We start from the raw sequence: 17,226 nt of genomic DNA on the forward strand, positions 1-17,226 counted from the left end.
ATTCCCCGCAAGCAAGCCATGAGCGACACCATTGCCCAGCCAGGCCTCGACAGCCTGTCCAAATCGTTTGAACCCGCAGCCATCGAGGCCCAATGGGGCCCTGAATGGGAAAAGCGCGGCTACGGCGCAGCCGGCGTGCGCGGCACGGGCCAGGCAGATGCATCCCAGCCATCGTTCTCCGTCCAGCTGCCGCCGCCCAATGTGACGGGCACGCTGCACATGGGCCATGCGTTCAACCAGACCATCATGGACAGCCTCACGCGCTACCACCGCATGAAGGGCCACAACACGGTCTGGGTGCCCGGCACCGACCACGCGGGCATCGCCACCCAGATCGTGGTGGAGCGCCAGCTGCAGGAGCAGGGCATCGCCAGCCGCCACGACATGGGCGCGACGCCTCCCGAGGCGCGCAAGAACTTCGTGAGCAAGGTCTGGGAGTGGAAGAACCAGAGCGGCAACACCATCACCGGCCAGATGCGCCGCATGGGCGACAGCGTGGACTGGAGCCGCGAGTACTTCACCATGGACGACAAGCTGTCGTCCATCGTCAACGAGACCTTCGTGCGCCTGTACCAGCAGGGCCTGATCTACCGTGGCAAGCGCCTGGTGAACTGGGACCCCAAGCTGATGTCCGCCGTCTCCGACCTCGAGGTCGAGAATGAGGAAAAGGACGGCTCGCTGTGGCACATCGCCTATCCGCTGGCCGACGGCTCGGGCCAGCTCGTGGTGGCCACCACGCGCCCGGAAACCATGCTGGGCGACGCAGCCCTGATGGTGCACCCCGAGGACGAGCGCTACCAGGCGCTGATCGGCAAGACCGTGATCCTGCCCCTGGTGGGCCGCGAGATCCCCATCATTGCCGACGACTACGTGGACCGCGAGTTCGGCACGGGCGTGGTCAAGGTCACGCCTGCGCATGACAACAACGACTACGCCGTGGGCCAGCGCCACGGCCTGCCGATGATCTGCGTGCTGACGCTGACGGCCACCATCAACGACGAGGCGCCCGAGAAGTACCGCGGCATGGACCGCTTCGTGGCGCGCAAGGCCATCGTGGCCGACCTGGACGCGGCCGGCCTGCTGGTCGAGACCAAGAAGCACAAGCTCATGGTGCCCATCTGCACGCGCACGGGCCAGGTGATCGAGCCCATGCTGACCGACCAGTGGTTCGTGGCCATGAACAAGGTGGGCGAAGGCGATGCCACGGGCAAGTCCATCGCGCAGAAGGCCATCGATGCCGTCTCCAGCGGCCAGGTGCAGTTCGTGCCCGAGAACTGGGTCAACACCTACAACCAGTGGATGAACAACATCCAGGACTGGTGCATCTCGCGCCAGCTGTGGTGGGGCCACCAGATTCCCGCCTGGTACGACGAGGACGGCAAGGTCTACGTGGCCCGCACCGAGGAAGAAGCCCGCGCCCAGGCCCCCGGCAAGACGCTCACGCGCGACGAGGACGTGCTGGACACCTGGTACTCCTCGGCCCTGGTGCCGTTCTCCACCATGGGCTGGCCGAACCAGACCGAGGCGGCCGACGATGACTACAACCTCTACCTGCCCAGCTCGGTGCTGGTCACGGGCTACGACATCATCTTCTTCTGGGTCGCCCGGATGATCATGATGACCACGCACTTCACAGGCCGCGTGCCCTTCCGCCATGTCTACATGCATGGCCTGGTGCGTGACGCCCAGGGCAAGAAGATGAGCAAGTCCGAGGGCAACGTGCTCGACCCCGTGGACCTGATCGACGGCATCGACCTGGACACCCTGCTGGACAAGCGCACGCAGGGCCTGCGCCGCCCCGAGACCGCGCCCCAGGTGCGCAAGAACACGCAAAAGGAATTCCCCGAGGGCATTCCCGCCTACGGCGCCGACGCGCTGCGCTTCACCTTCGCGGCCCTGGCCTCGCTGGGCCGCTCCATCAACTTCGACAGCAAGCGCTGCGAGGGCTACCGCAACTTCTGCAACAAGCTGTGGAACGCCAGCCGCTTCGTACTGATGAACTGCGAAGGCCATGACTGCGGCCTGCTGCCCCACACCAAGGAGCAATGCCAGGCCGGCGGCGAGTTCGCGGGCTACATGCAGTTCAGCCAGCCCGACCGCTGGATCGCCTCGCAGCTGCAGAAGGTCGAGGCCGAAGTGGCCAAGGGCTTTGCCGAATTCCGTCTGGACAACGTGGCCAACGCGCTGTACGACTTCGTCTGGAACGAGTTCTGCGACTGGTACCTGGAAATCGCCAAGGTGCAGATCCAGACCGGCAACGAGGCCCAGCAGCGCGCCACGCGCCGCACGCTGATCCGCACGCTGGAGGCCATCCTGCGCCTGGCCCACCCCATCATCCCGTTCGTGACCGAAGCCCTGTGGCAGAAGGTCGCCCCGGTCGCCGGCCTGCCCGGCGAGTCCGTGGCCGTGGCCCGCTACCCTGAGGCCCAGCCCGAGAAGATCGACGAGGCCGCCATCGCCTACGTGGGCCGCATCAAGCAGATGATCGACGCCTGCCGCACGCTGCGCGGCGAGATGGGCGTGTCGCCGGCCCAGCGCCTGCCGCTGCTGGCCGTGGCCAGCTCGGCCGACGAGTCGCAGTTCCTGCGCACCAATGCCGCCGTGCTGCAAAACCTGGCCAAGCTCAGCGAGGTCAAGGTGTTTGACGACGAAGCCGCCTGGGCCGAGGCCGCCCAGGCCGCACCCGTCTGCGTGGTGGGCGAGGCGCGCCTGGCGCTGTTCGTGGAGATCGACGTGGCCGCCGAAAAGGCCCGCCTGTCCAAGGAAGCCGCACGCCTGGAAGGCGAGATCACCAAGGCCAATGCCAAGCTGGGCAACGAGGCCTTCGTGGCCAAGGCGCCCCCGGCCGTCATCGACCAGGAAAAGAAGCGCGTGGCCGACTTCGGCGCAACGCTGATCCGCATCCAGGAACAACTCGCCCGCCTGGGTTGAAGGAGCCGACCATGAGCACCCAGACCCGTGTCCGCAAAGCCGTGTTTCCCGTTGCCGGGCTCGGCACGCGCTTTCTGCCCGCCACCAAGGCCTCTCCCAAGGAGATGCTGCCCGTGGTGGACAAGCCGCTGATCCAGTACGCCGTGGAAGAGGCCTACGAGGCCGGCATCCGCGACATGATCTTCGTCACCGGCCGCAGCAAGCGTGCCATCGAGGACCATTTCGACACCGCCTACGAGCTGGAAAACGAGCTGGAGAACGCCGGCAAGCAGGCCATGCTGGAGCTGGTGCGCAGCATCAGCCCGGCCGACATGAACTGCCTGTTCGTGCGCCAGCCGCGCTCGCTGGGCCTGGGCCATGCCGTGCTGTGCGCCGAGCCGCTGGTGGGCAACGAGCCCTTTGCCGTGCTGCTGGCCGACGACCTGATGGTGGGCGAGCCTGGCGGCCCCGGCGTGATGGCGCAGATGACATCGGCCTTCCACAAGCAGGGCCGCTCCCTGCTGGCCGTGCAGGAAGTGCCGCTGGAGCAGACCAAGCGCTACGGCATCGTGGCTGGCGAGCCGGCCGGCGGTTCGCTGATGCGCATCGAGAAGATCGTGGAAAAGCCTGCGCCCGAGAAGGCCCCCTCGCGCATGGGCGTGGCTGGCCGCTACGTGCTGACACCGGCCATCTTCGAGGAGATCCGCAACCAGCCCAAGGGCGTGGGCGGCGAGATCCAGCTGACCGACGCCATCGAACGCCTGATGGCCCATGAAGCCGTCTACGCCTTCCAGTACCAGGGCAAGCGCTACGACTGCGGCAGCAAGGAAGGCTTTCTGCAGGCCACGGTGGAACTGGCGCTGCAGCACGAGGACGTGGGCGCGAGCTTCCGCGAATACCTGCAGGGCCTGAGCATCTGAGGCCGGGCCTCAGAGCCGCCCCTGCCCCATGCAAAAGGCCTGCGAAAGCAGGCCTTTTTCTTTGGAGCGAACCGCGTGCAGCCGCTCAGCGCCGACGCAGGATATGGATGAACTCCGCGCCCACGGTCTGCTGCTCCACCAGTTCATTGCCGGTCTGCTTGGCAAAGGCCTGGAAGTCGCGCAGCGATCCGGTATCCGTGGCCACCACCTTGAGCAGTTGGCCGCTGTCCAGTTCGGCCAGCGCCTTCTTGGCCTTGAGAATGGGCAGCGGGCAGTTGAGCCCGCGCGTGTCGATTTCCTTGTGAATTTCCATCGGATGCACCTCTTGAGCCTTGGATTCTAGGCGGCATCGCGGCTGAGGCCGGCAGCAGTGTCTTCATCGGCGCGACTCGCTTCAGCCTCCTGGGCCTGCTCGGCACGCTTCCAGAAGTCACGGATCACAGGATCATGCCCCCGGCTGCGCAGCCACTTGGCCAGCGCCATGCCGGTGCCCGAAGGCCAGGCCTGGACTTTCTCGGGCTCCAGCAGGCGGTACTCGAGCAGCTCGGGCGACAGCCGCACCTGGCCGCTGGCGCGCACATGGAAGGCGATGATCACCTGGTTCATGCGCAGGAACTCATGCACGCTGATCAGCTCCAGCGACTCGGCCTGCAGGCCGGTTTCCTCCGCCACCTCGCGTGCCACGCCCTCCTCGGGCGACTCGCCGGCTTCCATGAAGCCCGTGATCAGGCCGAAGACCTTCTCGGGCCAGGCCGCATTGCGCGCCAGCAGCACCTTGCCGTCCAGCTCCACGATGGCGGCCAGCACCGGCGTGGGATTGTTCCAGTGCGTCCAGCCGCACTCGGGGCAGCGCAGGCGCGATACATCGCCGCCGTCCTCGGCCTGGATCACCCACTGCAGGGGCGTTGCGCAGTGCGTGCAATAGCGGGTTTCATAGTGCATGGGGCTGTTCCTGGTTTTTTGCTGTCCTGGCTCAATGCAAACAGGAAGGCCCGCCGGAAGGCGGGCCTGTCGCTGTGTCAGGCGGGGAAGACGCCCGTGGACAGATAGCGGTCGCCGCGGTCGCAGACCACGAAGACGATGGTGGCGTTGTTCTCGCGCTCGGCAATCTGCTGGGCCACCCAGCAGGCGCCCGCCGCCGAGATGCCGGCAAAGATGCCTTCCTCGCGCGCCAGGCGGCGCGCCATGTCCTCGGCATCGTCCTGGCCCACGAGCACGGTCTCGTCGATCAGCGAGGCGTCGTAGATCTTGGGCATGTACTCCTCGGGCCACTTGCGGATGCCGGGGATGCGCGAGCCCTCGGCCGGCTGGGCGCCCACGATGCGGATGGCAGGGTTCTTTTCCTTGAGGAACTTCGCCACGCCGGTGATCGTGCCCGTGGTGCCCATGGCGCTCACGAAATGCGTGATCTCGCCGCCGGTCTGCTCCCACAGCTCGGGACCCGTGGTCTCGTAGTGGATGCGCGGGTTGTCGGGGTTGCCGAACTGGTCGAGCACCACGCCCTTGCCCTGGGCCACCATCTGGTCGGCCAGGTCGCGCGCGTATTCCATGCCGCCGCTCTTGGGCGTGAGGATCAGCTCGGCGCCATAGGCCTTCATCGTCTGGGCACGCTCGATGGACAGGTCCTCGGGCATGATCAGCACCATCCGGTAGCCCTTGATCGTGGCGGCCATGGCCAGCGCAATGCCGGTATTGCCCGAGGTGGCCTCGATCAGCGTGTCGCCGGGCTTGATGTCGCCGCGCTCTTCGGCGCGGCGGATCATCGACAGGGCCGGCCTGTCCTTGACCGAACCGGCCGGGTTGTTGCCTTCCAGCTTGCCCAGCACCACGTTGCCACGTTCCTGGCGAGACTGCGCACCGATGCGCTGCAATGCCACCAGGGGCGTGCGGCCGATGGCGTCTTCGATGGTCGGATAAATTTTCATAGCCTCACACTGTGCCATAATTCGCCCCTGCGCTAAGTAGCCCGGGTGGTGAAATTGGTAGACGCAGGGGACTCAAAATCCCCCGCCGCAAGGCGTGCCGGTTCGATTCCGGCCCCGGGCACCAGAGATTACGTAGCCGAAAAAGCAGTCCCCTGCTTTTTCGGCTATTTCTTTTCCGGCCGCTGTCTTTACAGCGTCCGCACAAACCTCAAGCCCCTTTGCATCCAGCCGTGTTCAGCGGCTGCACTGCATTTCAAGGCCCTCCAGCCTGCACCGATCCTGCGTCCTCATGCCTTGGGCGGGATGACGCCTGCGCGCTTTTCGCCGCACCGGGCCCAACCTGTGCACAACTTTGGCATCAACCGCCTCTCAAGGCCTGCCAGGCCTGGACCTTGGCCCATGCTGAAGCCTGCTTGAAGCAGCACCATCCCAGCCCGCAGGCAGGGCTGCAGCCCTGCGTCAAATTAAGTACCTTCCCTCTGAAAACCGCCACTTGCACCACCGTCATGCAGCCCTTGCCCAGCGCGGGCACCAGCCCGGTGCGCCCACGGTTCGGTCCTGTAAAAGCCCATGAAGAAAGCCACCCTGAGGTGGCTTTCTTTCTCCACAGATCCATTGAACAACCCTGTGGATAATCAGTGAACAGCAAGTGAACGAGGCGTCCAAGTGCTTGCATTCACTGGCCGCAGGCTAAGCTGCCTGCAAATCAGGCAACCTCCAGATCCGAGGGAAAACCCTCGATTCGAAAGGCGCCTGACACACCTCGCCTCAGGCATCCGTGCGGCGGATCTGCGCGCGCCCTGCCGCCGTGATGTGCCATTGATGGCTGCTGTCCACTTCGACCAGTCCACGCTCGCGCAGCCTCTTGGACAGATGCTCGCGCGCCGCGCTTTCCAGCGACACGGGCTCGCCCATCTCCAGCTTCTTGAGCACTTCGAGTTCATCCACCGTCGGCTCGTACACGGGTGCGTGATATGTGGTTTCGGCCATCGCTACTCCTTCGCTATTCAAAGTCTCATGCCCCAGGACTCTAGGGGGCACGGATGCAAACATAGCCTTGGCCCGGGAGCCGCGCAATCGGTGGCCGCACCTTTTTTCGAGTTGTGGGCGATGATTGCACGCTTTGCGGCGGCGTCCCACAGGCGCCAGGGCCAGGTCCCGGCCCGACAACGAGCGCTCCACGCTCTTGCCGCCCCCGCCCCATTGGCCGCTCTCTCACCCATCTGACCCAGGAATTCAGGTTTTCATGCTGTACGCCATCACCGCCTTGTTCGCCTTCCAGTTGCTGGGGGAGGCCATCGTCCAGCTCACGGGGCTGCCGCTTCCGGGCGCGCTCGTGGGCACGCTGCTTCTGCTGGGGGCGCTGCTGCTGCACGGCCGCCTGCCCGAGTCGCTGGAGAAGGCCGCCGGCGTGCTGCTGCAAAACATGATGCTGCTGTTCATTCCCGTCATTGCAGGCGTGATGCTGGAGTTCGACCGGCTGTCGCGCGAATGGCAGCCCTTTGTGATCGCCTGCGTGGCGGGTGCGGCCATTACCTTCCTGGCCACGGCCTTCACCTTCCGCTGGTGCCTGGAGCGCCAGCGCGCCCGCGAAGCGGCCGCCAGCCAGGGAGACAAGGCATGAGCACGCTCGCCACCCACTGGCAAAGCGCCTGGCAGTCGCTGTCCGGCAATGCCTCCACTGCCCATCTGCCCTGGCTGGTGCTGACCATGGCCGTCTACCTGGCGGCCATGGCGCTGTACCGCAGAAGCGGCAACCATCCGCTCCTGATTCCCGTGTTCACGGCCGTGGTCGTCATCGTGGGCGTGCTGCTGGCCACGGGCACCTCCTATGCCAGCTACCGCAGCGGCGTCTCGCTGCTGGGGCTGCTGATCGGCCCGGCCACCGTCGCGCTGGCAATTCCGCTGTACGCCCAGCGCGAGCGCATCCGCGCGCTGTGGCTGCCCATCAGCGTGGCCCTGGCCGTGGGCTGCGTGGTGGCGTTGCTGTCGGCACTGCTGATCGGCTGGAGCCTGGGAGCGACGGTGCAGACACTGGTGGCGCTGGCGCCCAAGTCGGCCACCATTCCCATCGCCCTGCCCATGGCCGAGCGCTTTGGCGGGCCGGCCTCGCTGGCGGCCGTGGCCGTGGCCATCACCGGCATTGCGGGCACGATGATGGCGCCGCTGCTGATCCGCCTGGTGCGCAGCGATGACCCGGCCGTGCAGGGTTTTGCCCTGGGACTTACAGCCCACGCCATTGGCACGGCACGCGCGCTGCAGGTGAATCCGACCATGGGCGCCTTCTCGGCCCTGGCCATGGGCCTGAACGGCGTGGCCACGGCCGTGGTCATGCCGCTGTGCCTGGCCGTGCTGCCCTGGTTTTGAGCGCGATTGCGGGTTTTCCCCAGAGACACCCCCACAAGCCTGTGGACAAGCGCAGCCAGCAGCAAGGATAAGTCAGTTAAGTGACTGTCATCGTTGAACAATCCAAAGCCTGCTTAATTTTCAGGCAGGCCGGTGCTCCCTGGCGCGCTGCTGCAGCCATGAAGAGAACACGCGCAGGGCGGGCGCGGGCTGCGCATCGGGCGCCAGGGCCGGCGTGACCAGGTAGTAGGCACGGTTGCCGCGCAGTGGCTGGGGGCAGGCAATGATGAGGTCGCCGCGCGCCAGTTCCTGCTCGATCAGCATGGGTGGCATCAGCGCCACGCCCAGGCCCTGGCTGGCCGCCACGGCCAGCATGGAGAACAGCTCCAGCCGCATGCCGTCCAGCGCGCGCGGCGCGGCCACGCCCATGGCATCGAACCACTGCTGCCAGCCGTAGGGCCGCGTGCTTTGCTGCAGCAGCGGCATCCGGGCCACGATGTCCGCCCCCACAGGCAGCCAGGCGCGGCCCGGCTCGCGTGCCTGGGCCGTGGCCAGCAGTTGCGGGCTGCACACGGGAACGACCTCTTCGTCCATCAGCCATTGCGCCTGCACGCCGGGCCAGCGTGCCACCTGCTCGGGCGTGCCTGCATAGAGCGCGGCGTCGAACACGGTATCGGCGAAAAGGAAGGGCCGCGTCTGCACGTCGATATGCACCGTGACCTCGGGATGCTCACGCGTCAGCTGCGGCAGGCGCGGCAACAGCCAGCGCGTGGCGAAGGTGGGCACGGCCGCCAGGTTGAGCGGCCCGCCTTCGCCCTGGTGGGCCATGATGTCCAGCGTGTCGCGCTCCAGGCCGTGCAGCCAGCGCGAGACCTGCTGTGCGTACTGCGTGCCCGCCTCCGTCAGCAGCACGCCGTGGCGCGTGCGCCGGAACAGCTGCACGCCCAGGAACTCCTCCAGCGCAATGATCTGGCGCGAGACGGCGCTTTGCGTGAGCGACAGCTCCTGCGCCGCACGCGTGTAGCTGATGTGGCGGGCGGCCGACTCGAAGCAGGCAAGGGCCTGGGTGGATGGCAGGGCTCTACGCATATCTCATGAATTCAATGCACTTCAGAGCCTCACATCATAGGGAATAACCCGCAACAACCCATTCATACATGCGCTTTACGCATTCATGGATGAACAAACATCGTTTGCGCCACGCGCAGGCCCGCTTCTAAGATGCGTCGCAACAACGCTCCATGGCCACAGCCTGCCCGGCTTTGGCATATGGCAGCGACCCGCCCTTGACCTCTTTGTTTTTTGGAGAAATCACGCCATGGCCCGCAACAGCTTCCAATGGGATGACCCCTTCCAGCTCGACCAGCAACTGAGCGAAGACGAGCGCATGATCCGCGACGCGGCCCATGCCTACTGCCAGGAGAAGCTGGCCCCCCGCGTGCTGGAAATGTTCCGCCACGAAAAGTCCGACGTGAGCATCTTCCGCGAGATGGGCGAGCTGGGCCTGCTGGGCCCCACCATTCCCACGCAGTACGGCGGCGCGGGCCTGAACTACGTCAGCTACGGCCTGGTGGCGCGCGAGATCGAGCGCGTGGACTCGGGCTACCGCTCCATGGCCAGCGTGCAAAGCTCGCTGGTGATGGTGCCCATCAATGAATTCGGCACCGAAGACCAGAAGAACAGGTACCTGCCCAAGCTGGCCAGCGGCGAGTTCATCGGCTGCTTCGGCCTGACCGAACCCGACCACGGCTCCGACCCCGGCAGCATGTCCAGCCGCGCCTACAAGGTGGACGGCGGCTACCGCCTCAAGGGCAACAAGATGTGGATCACCAACAGCCCCGTGGCCGACGTGTTCGTGGTCTGGGCCAAGGAAGTGACCGAGGACGGCCATGTGGGCGAGATCCGCGGCTTCATCCTGGACAAGGGCATGAAGGGCCTGTCGGCCCCGGCCATCCACGGCAAGGTGGGCCTGCGCGCCTCCATCACGGGCGAGATCGTGATGGACGACGTCTTCGTTCCCGAGGAAAACGCCTTCCCCGAAGTACGCGGCCTCAAGGGCCCCTTCACCTGCCTGAACAGCGCACGCTTCGGCATTGCCTGGGGCGCCCTGGGCGCAGCCGAGTTCTGCTGGCACACGGCGCGCCAGTACACGCTGGACCGCAAGCAGTTCGGCCGCCCCCTGGCTGCCAACCAGCTGATCCAGAAGAAGCTGGCCGACATGCAGACCGAGATCACCCTGGGCCTGCAGGCCGCGCTGCGCGTGGGCCGCATGAAGGACGAGCACCAGAACGTGATCGAGATCACCTCGCTGATCAAGCGCAACAACTGCGGCAAGTCGCTGGACATCGCCCGCATGGCGCGCGACATGATGGGCGGCAACGGCATCAGCGACGAGTTCGGCGTGGCCCGCCATCTGGTCAACCTGGAAGTGGTCAACACCTACGAGGGCACGCACGATGTGCATGCGCTGATCCTGGGCCGTGCCCAGACCGGCATCGCAGCTTTTGCCAACTGACCCCCTGAGGCGCTTCGCGCCTTCCCCCTTCTCGCTTCGCGGAGGGGGACGACGCCCTCGCCGCGAGGCGGCTCTTGCTCGGCGTCCCTGGCCTGTTCCACGCCCGTGTCACACGATATGGGTGATGGAAGCTCAAGCCCTGAGCTGAACTACCAGCGGCATCGGGCGCGCTCATATTTCTTCCCTCTCATGTCCTCCACATCCTCCGCGCCGGCCGCATTGGCTGGCATCAAGGTGCTTGATCTTTCCCGCGTGCTGGCCGGGCCCTGGTGCACGCAGACGCTGGCCGACCTGGGTGCCGATGTGATCAAGGTCGAGCGGCCCGTGGCCGGCGATGACACGCGCCACTGGGGGCCTCCGTTCCTGCCGCGCGACGATGGGCAGGCCACGCAGGAGGCCAGTTATTTCACGGCCTGCAACCGCAACAAGCGCTCGGTCACCATCGACATGTCCACCCCAGATGGGCAGCAGCTGATTCGCCAGATGGCGGCCGGGGCCGATGTGCTGGTGGAGAACTTCAAGGTCGGTGGCCTGGCGCAGTACGGGTTGGACTACGAAAGCCTCAAGGCGCTCAACCCGCGCCTGATCTATTGCTCGGTCACGGGCTTCGGCCAGACCGGCCCGTATGCCGAGCGCGCGGGCTACGACCTCATGGTGCAGGCCATGTGCGGGCTGATGAGCATCACCGGCCATGCCGACGAGGCGCCCGGAGGCGGCCCGCTCAAGGTGGGCGTGGCCGTGATCGACGTGTTCACGGGCCTGTATGCCAGCAATGCCATCCTGGCTGCGCTGCATGCGCGCCAGGCCTCGGGCCGGGGCCAGCACATCGACATGGCCCTGCTCGACGTGGGCATGGCCGTGCTGGCCAACCAGGCCGCCGGCTTTCTGGCCACGGGCGAATCGCCGGGCCGCGCCGGCAACATCCATCCCAGCCTGGCGCCCTACCAGGACTTCGCCACGGCCAACGGCAACGTGCTGCTGGCCATTGGCAATGACGGGCAGTTCGCGCGCTTTTGCGCCGCCGTCGGCGAAGCCGGCTGGGCGCAGGACGAGCGCTTTGCCACCAACACCGCGCGCGTGCGCAACCGCCAGGCGCTGCTGGAGCGGATGGTGCCCCTCATGAAGACACGCGGCACGGCCGAATGGATTGCGCTGCTGGAAGACAAGGCCGTGCCCTGCGGCCCCATCAACACCATCGCCCAGGCCTTCGACGACCCGCAGGTGCGCGCACGCGGCATACGCGTCGAGCTGCCGCGCGAGGCCGGCGACGGCATCTCGCGCATTGCCGGCGTGGCCAGCCCCATGCGGCTGAGCGATACCCCGCCCGTGCTGCGCAGCGCACCGCCCTCCCTGGGCCAGCACACCGATGAAGTGCTGGGCGAGCTGGGCATTGCGCCCATGGCCATCCAGGCGCTGCGCTCGCGCGGCGTGGTCTGATCGCCAGCGCCGCGCAACACCTCCTCCACATTTCTCAGCCCAAGCACCGCCATACGAATGTCCTAAAGAATCACGCCCTCCCACCCGTCGGTGCCTCACAACAAACGTCCACAACATCCATTCAAGGAGACAACACCATGACTCACACCTCCCGCATCGCGCTCGCCGGCATCCTCGGCGCCCTCGCGCTTTCGGGCGCAGCCCATGCCCAGGGCTACCCCACCAAGCCCATCAAGCTGCTCGTGCCCTTCGCGGCCGGCGGCACCACCGACCTGATCGCGCGCATCGTGGCCGAGCCGCTGGGCCGTGCCCTGGGCCAGCCCGTGGTGGTCGAGAACAAGGGCGGCGGCGGCGGCAGCATCGGCGCGGCCGAGACGGCGCGCTCCCAGCCCGATGGCTACAGCCTGGGCATCGCCACCGTGTCCACCACGGCCACCAATCCGGCGATCAACCCCAAGATCCCGTACAACGTGCTGACCGACTTCACGCCCATCGTGAACATCGCGGCCACGCCCAACATCATTGCGGCCAACCCCAAGTTCGCGGGCAAGAACTACCAGGAGTTCCTGGCCGAGGTGAAGAAGAACCCCGGCAAGTACTCCTACGCCTCGCCCGGCAACGGCAGCATCACCCATCTGATGATGGAGATGTTCAAGCTGTCCACGGGCACCGACATCACCCACGTGCCCTACCGTGGCAGCGGCCCCGCGCTGAACGACGCCGTGGCCGGCCAGGTTCCGCTGATCTTCGACAACCTGCCCTCCGCCCTGGGCTTCGTCAAGGAAAAGCGCCTGGTGCCCATCGTGGTGGCCGCGCCCCAGCGCCTTGCCGCCCTGCCCGATGTGCCCACCTTCAAGGAAGTGGGCCTGGCCCCCGTCAACCGCATGGCCTACTACGGCATCGTCGGCCCCAAGAACCTGCCGCGCGACATCGTGGACAAGGTCAACGCCGCCACGCGCAAGGTGCTGCAGGACCCGGCCATCAAGAAGCGCATCGAGGAAACCGGCTCGCTGATCGTGGCCGACACGCCTGAGCATTTCTTTGAAGAGATCAAGGCCGAACTGGCGGTCTACAAGGACGTAGTGCAAAAGCAGAACCTGACGATGGATTGAGCCTGCGCGTCACCCGCTGACCATCCCCGCCACGGCGGGGATTTTTTTCAGGCCTCGCCAGCGGCAGGCGACAGCAACGCCTCGCACACCTCGCACAGGCGCTCGGCCAGGCGCCGCCCTGGCGCCGACAACTGGGCGCGCACGTGCAGTGCCACTTCCACATCAGGCACGGGGGCGAAGCCGGCCATGTCGTCGAGCAGGCGGTGGCCGGGCCCGACCAGCCGGCGCGGCAGCAGGCTGATGCCGAGGCCCTGCTCCACGGCGGCTTCCAGGCTGGCCAGGCTGGCGCTCACATAGGCCAGGCGCCAGCGCCGGCCGGCGGCATCCAGCGCATGCGTCATCTCGCTGCGGTACAGGCCGCCCTGCGGAAACACCACCAGGGGCAAGGGATCCATCCCGTGGCAGGGATGCCGCGCACTGTCTATCCAGGCCAGCGGTTCGGGCCAGCGCGCCATGCCTGGCGTGCTGCCGCTGCGCTGCTTGACGATGGCCAGGTCCAGCTCGCCGGCCTGCAGTTGCTGCCATATCGCCTGCGACAACCCGCTGGTCAGCTCCAGGCGCAACTGCGGCTGGCTGCGCGCAAGCGCGCCCAAGGCGGGCATCAAGGCATTGCCGGCAAAGTCCTCGGGAACACCGATGCGCAGCACGGCCTCGGTGGCGCCAGCCAACTGCTCCACGGCCTCGTCCATGAGGGCCAGGATGCGTTGCGCATAGGCCAGCAGGCGCTCTCCTTCCAGCGTGCATTCCACATGGCGCCCGCTGCGGTCCAGCAGCGTGCAGCCCATTTGCTCCTCCAGCCTGCGGATCTGCTGGCTGACCGTGGACTGGGTCAGGTGCACGCCCTGCGCCGCGCGCGTGAAGCTGCCGGTTTCGGCCACGGCGCAGAAGCTGCGCAGCAGGGTGGGGTCTATGGAAGAGGGTTGCATGGGGCTTGGGCGAGTTTCAGTGGCTTTGTCACTGCCCAGCATTTGATCATTTAATTTTCCAATTGATGGGCCCCGTCCTAGACTGCGGCCTCAGCTCCCGATTGCCCAGCCATCCCCATGCAAGAACAAGAACACATTCGCCTTCTGCGCCATGCCGTGCAACTGGCGCACGACAACCGCCTGCGGGGCGGCCGGCCCTTCGGCGCCCTGCTCGCGCGCGAGGGGCAGATCCTGTCCACGGGTGTCAACGAGATCGTGCAAAGCCATGATCCCAGCGCCCATGCCGAAATGCAGGCGCTGCGCGCAGGCACGCGCGCCCAGGCCAACCCCAGCCTGGCTGGCTGCACCATCTACGCCAGCGGCCACCCCTGCCCCATGTGCCTGGCGGCGCTGGTGATGGCCGGGGCCGAGCAGGTTTTCTTCGCCTTCGACAACGCGGACGCCCAGCCTTACGGCCTGTCCAGCGAAGGCGCCTACCAGCGGCTGCGCATGCCGCTGCAGCCGCCACCGCTGCCCCTGACGCGGCTGGACACGGGCATCACGGCGGCCCAGCTGTATGGCAACGCCCCCTGGGCCTGAGCCATGTCGTCCATTGCGCCTGCACGCACCGAGGCGCCTGCCGCAGCGCACGCCATTCCAACGGCGCTGTGGCTGGCCACCGTGGTCCTGGTCACGCTGAACCTGCGCCCGTTTCTCACGGCCATCGGCCCGCTGGGCCCGCAGATACAGTCCGCCACCGGCATGGATCTGTCCACGCTGTCCTGGCTGACGCTGCTGCCCATGGCGTTGATGGGCGTGGGCGCCTGGCTGGCCCCGGCCGCGCTGCGGCACCTGGGTCCGCGCCGCGCCGTGGTCGGGTCCTTGGCGGTGATTGCGCTGGGCTGCGTGCTGCGCGTGGCGGGCTCCAGTGCGGCCACCCTGCTGGCCACGGCCGCGCTGTGCGGCGCTGGCGTGGCCCTGGTGCAAGGCGTGCTGCCGGGCCTGATCAAACGCCAGTCGCCCGCACGCATGGCCCAGATGATGGGGTTGTACTCGGCCGCGCTCATGGGCGGCGGAGCGCTCGGTGCCCAGATTTCGCCGCTGGCCGTGCAATGGGGACTGGACTGGCGCTTTGCATTGGCGCTCTGGACTGCGCCCGCCCTGCTGGCATTGGCGCTGGCGCGGCATGCGCTGCGCGCGTTGCCGGGTCCGGCGCCCATGGCAGCCCATGCCTCGCAAGACACCGGCTGGCTGCGCCGGCGCCCGCGCACCTGGCTGCTGATGGCCTGCTTCGGCCTCATCAATGGCGGCTATGCGGCCATGGTGGCCTGGCTTGCGCCCTTCTACCAGACGCACGGCTGGAGCCCCGCGCAAAGCGGCGGCCTGGTGGCCCTGCTGTCGGTGGCCCAGGCCAGCGCCGCGCTGGGACTGCCTGTGCTGGCTGCGCGCCATGCCGACCGGCGGCCATGGCTGGGGTTCACGCTGCTGTGCCAGATCATCGGCCTGGCCGCGCTGGCCTGGTGGCCTGATGCGGCGCCGCTGCTCAACATCGTCATCCTCGGCATCGGCCTGGGTGGCTGCTTCGCGCTGATGATGGTGGTGGCACTGGACCATCTTCCCCACCCCACGCAGGCCGGTGCGCTCAACGCACTGATGCAGGGCGGCGGCTTTCTGATTGCGGCGCTGGCGCCCTATGTGATCGCCCGGCTGCACCAGTTCACGGGCGGATTCGGCGCCGGCTGGCTGGCACAGCTGGGCGCCGTGCTCATGGTCTGCGTGCTGGTGTCACGCCTGGCGCCGCAGCGCTACGCCCAGGCCATGCGTGCACCAGGCGACTGACCCGCTTCAGTGCGCCGTTGCCTGGAAGCCGGCAGACCAGCGCACGAAGGCCCAGATGCACCAGGCCAGGCCCAGCGCCACCAGGCCGCCGCCGATCCAGCCGATGTTCTGCATGCCCGCGTGCATGCTGACCTGGCTGCCCAGCAGCGCACCGCCGCCAATGCCGATGTTGAAGATGCCCGAGAACATGGACATGCCCACGTCGGTGGCGTCGGCCGCCAGCTTGAGCACCTGGGACTGCATGGCCAGGGCGAAGCAGATCATGGCGACACCCCAGACCGAACTCATCACGTAGAGCGATGCCTCATGGCCCGAGGCCGGCACCAGCATCAGCAGGCTGGCCGACAGCACGCCAATGGCAGCCAGCAGAAAGCCGCGCGGATGGCGCAGCCCCCACCAGCTGAACATCACGCTGCCCACGATGCCCATGCCGCCGTACAGCAGCAGCACGGCCGTGGTCACCTTGCCCTCGAAGCCCGCGATGTCCTGCACGAAGGGCTCGATATAGCTGTAGGCCGTGAACTGCCCGGTGATCACGACCACCAGCAGGATATAGATGGACAGCAGCGCCGGGCGGCGCAGCAGCATGGGCACGCTGGCCAGGTTGCCCGCGTTCTCGCTGGGCAGGCGCGGCAGCAGCCGGGCCAGCGCCACCATGACAATGGCGGCCACCCCGCCCACGGCCAGGAACGTCGTGCGCCAGCCCAGCCATTCGCCCACGATGCGGCCCAGCGGAATGCCCAGCACCATGGCCATGGAGGTGCCGGTGGCCAGCAGGCTCAGCGCCACGGCCTTCCTGCCGGGCGGCGCCACGCGCACGGCCAGCGAGGCGGTGATGGACCAGAACACCGCATGCGACAGCGCAATGCCGATGCGGCTGACCATGAGCGAGGCAAAGCTCCAGGCCACGCCCGACAGCACATGGCTGGCCACGAACAGCGCGAACACGCCCATCAGCAGCTTGCGCCGCTCCACATTGCGCGTGAGCAGCATGAAGGGCAGCGAGGCCAGGGCCACGATCCAGGCATAGATGGTCAGCATCAGCCCGACCTGCTCGGTGGGCATGCCAAAGCTCGCGCCAATGCTGCTGAGCAGGCCCACGGGCACGAACTCGGTGGTATTGAAGACGAAGGCGCCCAGCGCCAGCGCGATCACGCTGAGCCACGCCTGGGCGGCCGTGGGTGTGGATGACGCGGAAACGGAGCCGGCCGCAGCGGAAACGGAAGGGGGCATGGGGAACGTGGGGCCTTTTTTGTTGCAGCGCAATATTGTGCTGCGCCATGCGACCGCCTGATGTCAGCTGCCGCGCAGGCCCCA

16 protein-coding genes and 1 tRNA gene are annotated in these 17,226 nt (G+C 67.0%); 10 read left to right on the forward strand and 7 right to left on the reverse strand.

The features are described 5' to 3' along the window. Positions 1 to 18: 18 nt before the first annotated feature. Both A4F85_RS13650 and galU read left to right on the forward strand, forming a co-directional pair. On the forward strand, positions 19 to 2,931 hold the full coding sequence (locus A4F85_RS13650) for a valine--tRNA ligase (protein WP_063326887.1): 2,913 nt from the start codon (positions 19 to 21) through the stop codon (positions 2,929 to 2,931). Between the two features lie 11 nt (positions 2,932 to 2,942). Next, the gene (galU, locus tag A4F85_RS13655) at positions 2,943 to 3,830 is read left to right on the forward strand and encodes a UTP--glucose-1-phosphate uridylyltransferase GalU (RefSeq protein WP_063326888.1); all 888 of its coding nucleotides are present in this window, start codon (positions 2,943 to 2,945) and stop codon (positions 3,828 to 3,830) included. A gap of 85 nt (positions 3,831 to 3,915) precedes the next feature. Here galU and A4F85_RS13660 read toward each other — a convergent pair whose 3' ends face one another. The 3 genes from A4F85_RS13660 to cysM form a co-directional block, all read right to left on the reverse strand. Further along, positions 3,916 to 4,143, reverse strand: a complete 228-nt coding sequence (locus tag A4F85_RS13660) for a sulfurtransferase TusA family protein (RefSeq protein WP_012204137.1) — start codon at positions 4,141 to 4,143, stop codon at positions 3,916 to 3,918. Between the two features lie 26 nt (positions 4,144 to 4,169). After that, positions 4,170 to 4,772: an NUDIX hydrolase gene (locus tag A4F85_RS13665; RefSeq protein WP_034391235.1), complete on the reverse strand. Its 603-nt coding sequence runs from the start codon at positions 4,770 to 4,772 to the stop codon at positions 4,170 to 4,172. A 77-nt stretch (positions 4,773 to 4,849) separates the two neighbouring features. After that, the gene (cysM, locus tag A4F85_RS13670; protein WP_017407070.1) at positions 4,850 to 5,755 is read right to left on the reverse strand and encodes a cysteine synthase CysM; all 906 of its coding nucleotides are present in this window, start codon (positions 5,753 to 5,755) and stop codon (positions 4,850 to 4,852) included. A 39-nt stretch (positions 5,756 to 5,794) separates the two neighbouring features. Between cysM and A4F85_RS13675 the strand changes: the two genes are divergently transcribed. Beyond that, a tRNA-Leu gene (locus A4F85_RS13675) sits at positions 5,795 to 5,879 on the forward strand. 644 nt (positions 5,880 to 6,523) lie between these two features. On the opposite strand, the gene A4F85_RS13680 is transcribed toward A4F85_RS13675, so the two are convergent. Then, positions 6,524 to 6,745, reverse strand: a complete 222-nt coding sequence (locus tag A4F85_RS13680) for a hypothetical protein (RefSeq protein ID WP_012204134.1) — start codon at positions 6,743 to 6,745, stop codon at positions 6,524 to 6,526. A gap of 256 nt (positions 6,746 to 7,001) precedes the next feature. On the opposite strand from A4F85_RS13680, the gene A4F85_RS13685 reads away from it, so the two are divergent. Both A4F85_RS13685 and A4F85_RS13690 read left to right on the forward strand, forming a co-directional pair. After that, positions 7,002 to 7,379 carry a CidA/LrgA family protein gene (locus tag A4F85_RS13685; RefSeq protein WP_063326889.1) on the forward strand — a complete coding sequence of 126 codons (378 nt, stop codon included), beginning with the start codon at positions 7,002 to 7,004 and terminating at the stop codon, positions 7,377 to 7,379. Beyond that, positions 7,376 to 8,122, forward strand: coding sequence for an LrgB family protein (locus tag A4F85_RS13690; RefSeq protein WP_063326890.1), 747 nt, complete (start codon positions 7,376 to 7,378; stop codon positions 8,120 to 8,122). Before A4F85_RS13685 ends, A4F85_RS13690 begins: the two co-directional genes overlap by 4 nt. 120 nt (positions 8,123 to 8,242) lie before the next feature. Here A4F85_RS13690 and A4F85_RS13695 read toward each other — a convergent pair whose 3' ends face one another. After that, the gene (locus A4F85_RS13695) at positions 8,243 to 9,190 is read right to left on the reverse strand and encodes a LysR substrate-binding domain-containing protein (RefSeq protein ID WP_063326891.1); all 948 of its coding nucleotides are present in this window, start codon (positions 9,188 to 9,190) and stop codon (positions 8,243 to 8,245) included. Positions 9,191 to 9,419: 229 nt separating this feature from the next. On the opposite strand from A4F85_RS13695, the gene A4F85_RS13700 reads away from it, so the two are divergent. The 3 genes from A4F85_RS13700 to A4F85_RS13710 all read left to right on the forward strand — a co-directional run bounded on the left by A4F85_RS13700 (position 9,420) and on the right by A4F85_RS13710 (position 13,165). Further along, complete coding sequence (locus tag A4F85_RS13700; protein WP_034391229.1) at positions 9,420 to 10,616, forward strand: acyl-CoA dehydrogenase; 1,197 nt, start codon at positions 9,420 to 9,422, stop codon at positions 10,614 to 10,616. Positions 10,617 to 10,805: 189 nt separating this feature from the next. Next, positions 10,806 to 12,053: a CaiB/BaiF CoA transferase family protein gene (locus A4F85_RS13705; protein WP_013803646.1), complete on the forward strand. Its 1,248-nt coding sequence runs from the start codon at positions 10,806 to 10,808 to the stop codon at positions 12,051 to 12,053. A gap of 137 nt (positions 12,054 to 12,190) precedes the next feature. Then, a complete protein-coding gene (locus tag A4F85_RS13710; RefSeq protein WP_012204128.1) occupies positions 12,191 to 13,165 on the forward strand; it encodes a tripartite tricarboxylate transporter substrate binding protein BugE in 975 nt (324 codons plus the stop codon). Between the two features lie 47 nt (positions 13,166 to 13,212). On the opposite strand, the gene A4F85_RS13715 is transcribed toward A4F85_RS13710, so the two are convergent. Next, positions 13,213 to 14,091 (reverse strand): LysR family transcriptional regulator, encoded by an 879-nt coding sequence (locus tag A4F85_RS13715; RefSeq protein WP_063326892.1) that lies wholly within the window; start codon positions 14,089 to 14,091, stop codon positions 13,213 to 13,215. Between the two features lie 117 nt (positions 14,092 to 14,208). Between A4F85_RS13715 and A4F85_RS13720 the strand changes: the two genes are divergently transcribed. Both A4F85_RS13720 and A4F85_RS13725 read left to right on the forward strand, forming a co-directional pair. After that, positions 14,209 to 14,670 carry a nucleoside deaminase gene (locus A4F85_RS13720; protein WP_012204126.1) on the forward strand — a complete coding sequence of 154 codons (462 nt, stop codon included), beginning with the start codon at positions 14,209 to 14,211 and terminating at the stop codon, positions 14,668 to 14,670. A 3-nt stretch (positions 14,671 to 14,673) separates the two neighbouring features. After that, entirely contained in the window at positions 14,674 to 15,909 is a 1,236-nt protein-coding gene (locus A4F85_RS13725; RefSeq protein WP_063326893.1) for a cyanate transporter, read from the forward strand. 6 nt (positions 15,910 to 15,915) lie between these two features. Here the strand turns inward: A4F85_RS13725 and A4F85_RS13730 are convergent, their stop codons facing one another. Then, positions 15,916 to 17,142, reverse strand: a complete 1,227-nt coding sequence (locus A4F85_RS13730) for a sugar transporter (RefSeq protein WP_034391221.1) — start codon at positions 17,140 to 17,142, stop codon at positions 15,916 to 15,918. Between the last annotated feature and the right edge of the window lie 84 nt (positions 17,143 to 17,226).

The sequence above is a fragment of the Delftia sp. GW456-R20 genome (assembly GCF_001622915.1).
Lineage (GTDB): Bacteria > Pseudomonadota > Gammaproteobacteria > Burkholderiales > Burkholderiaceae_C > Comamonas > Comamonas acidovorans.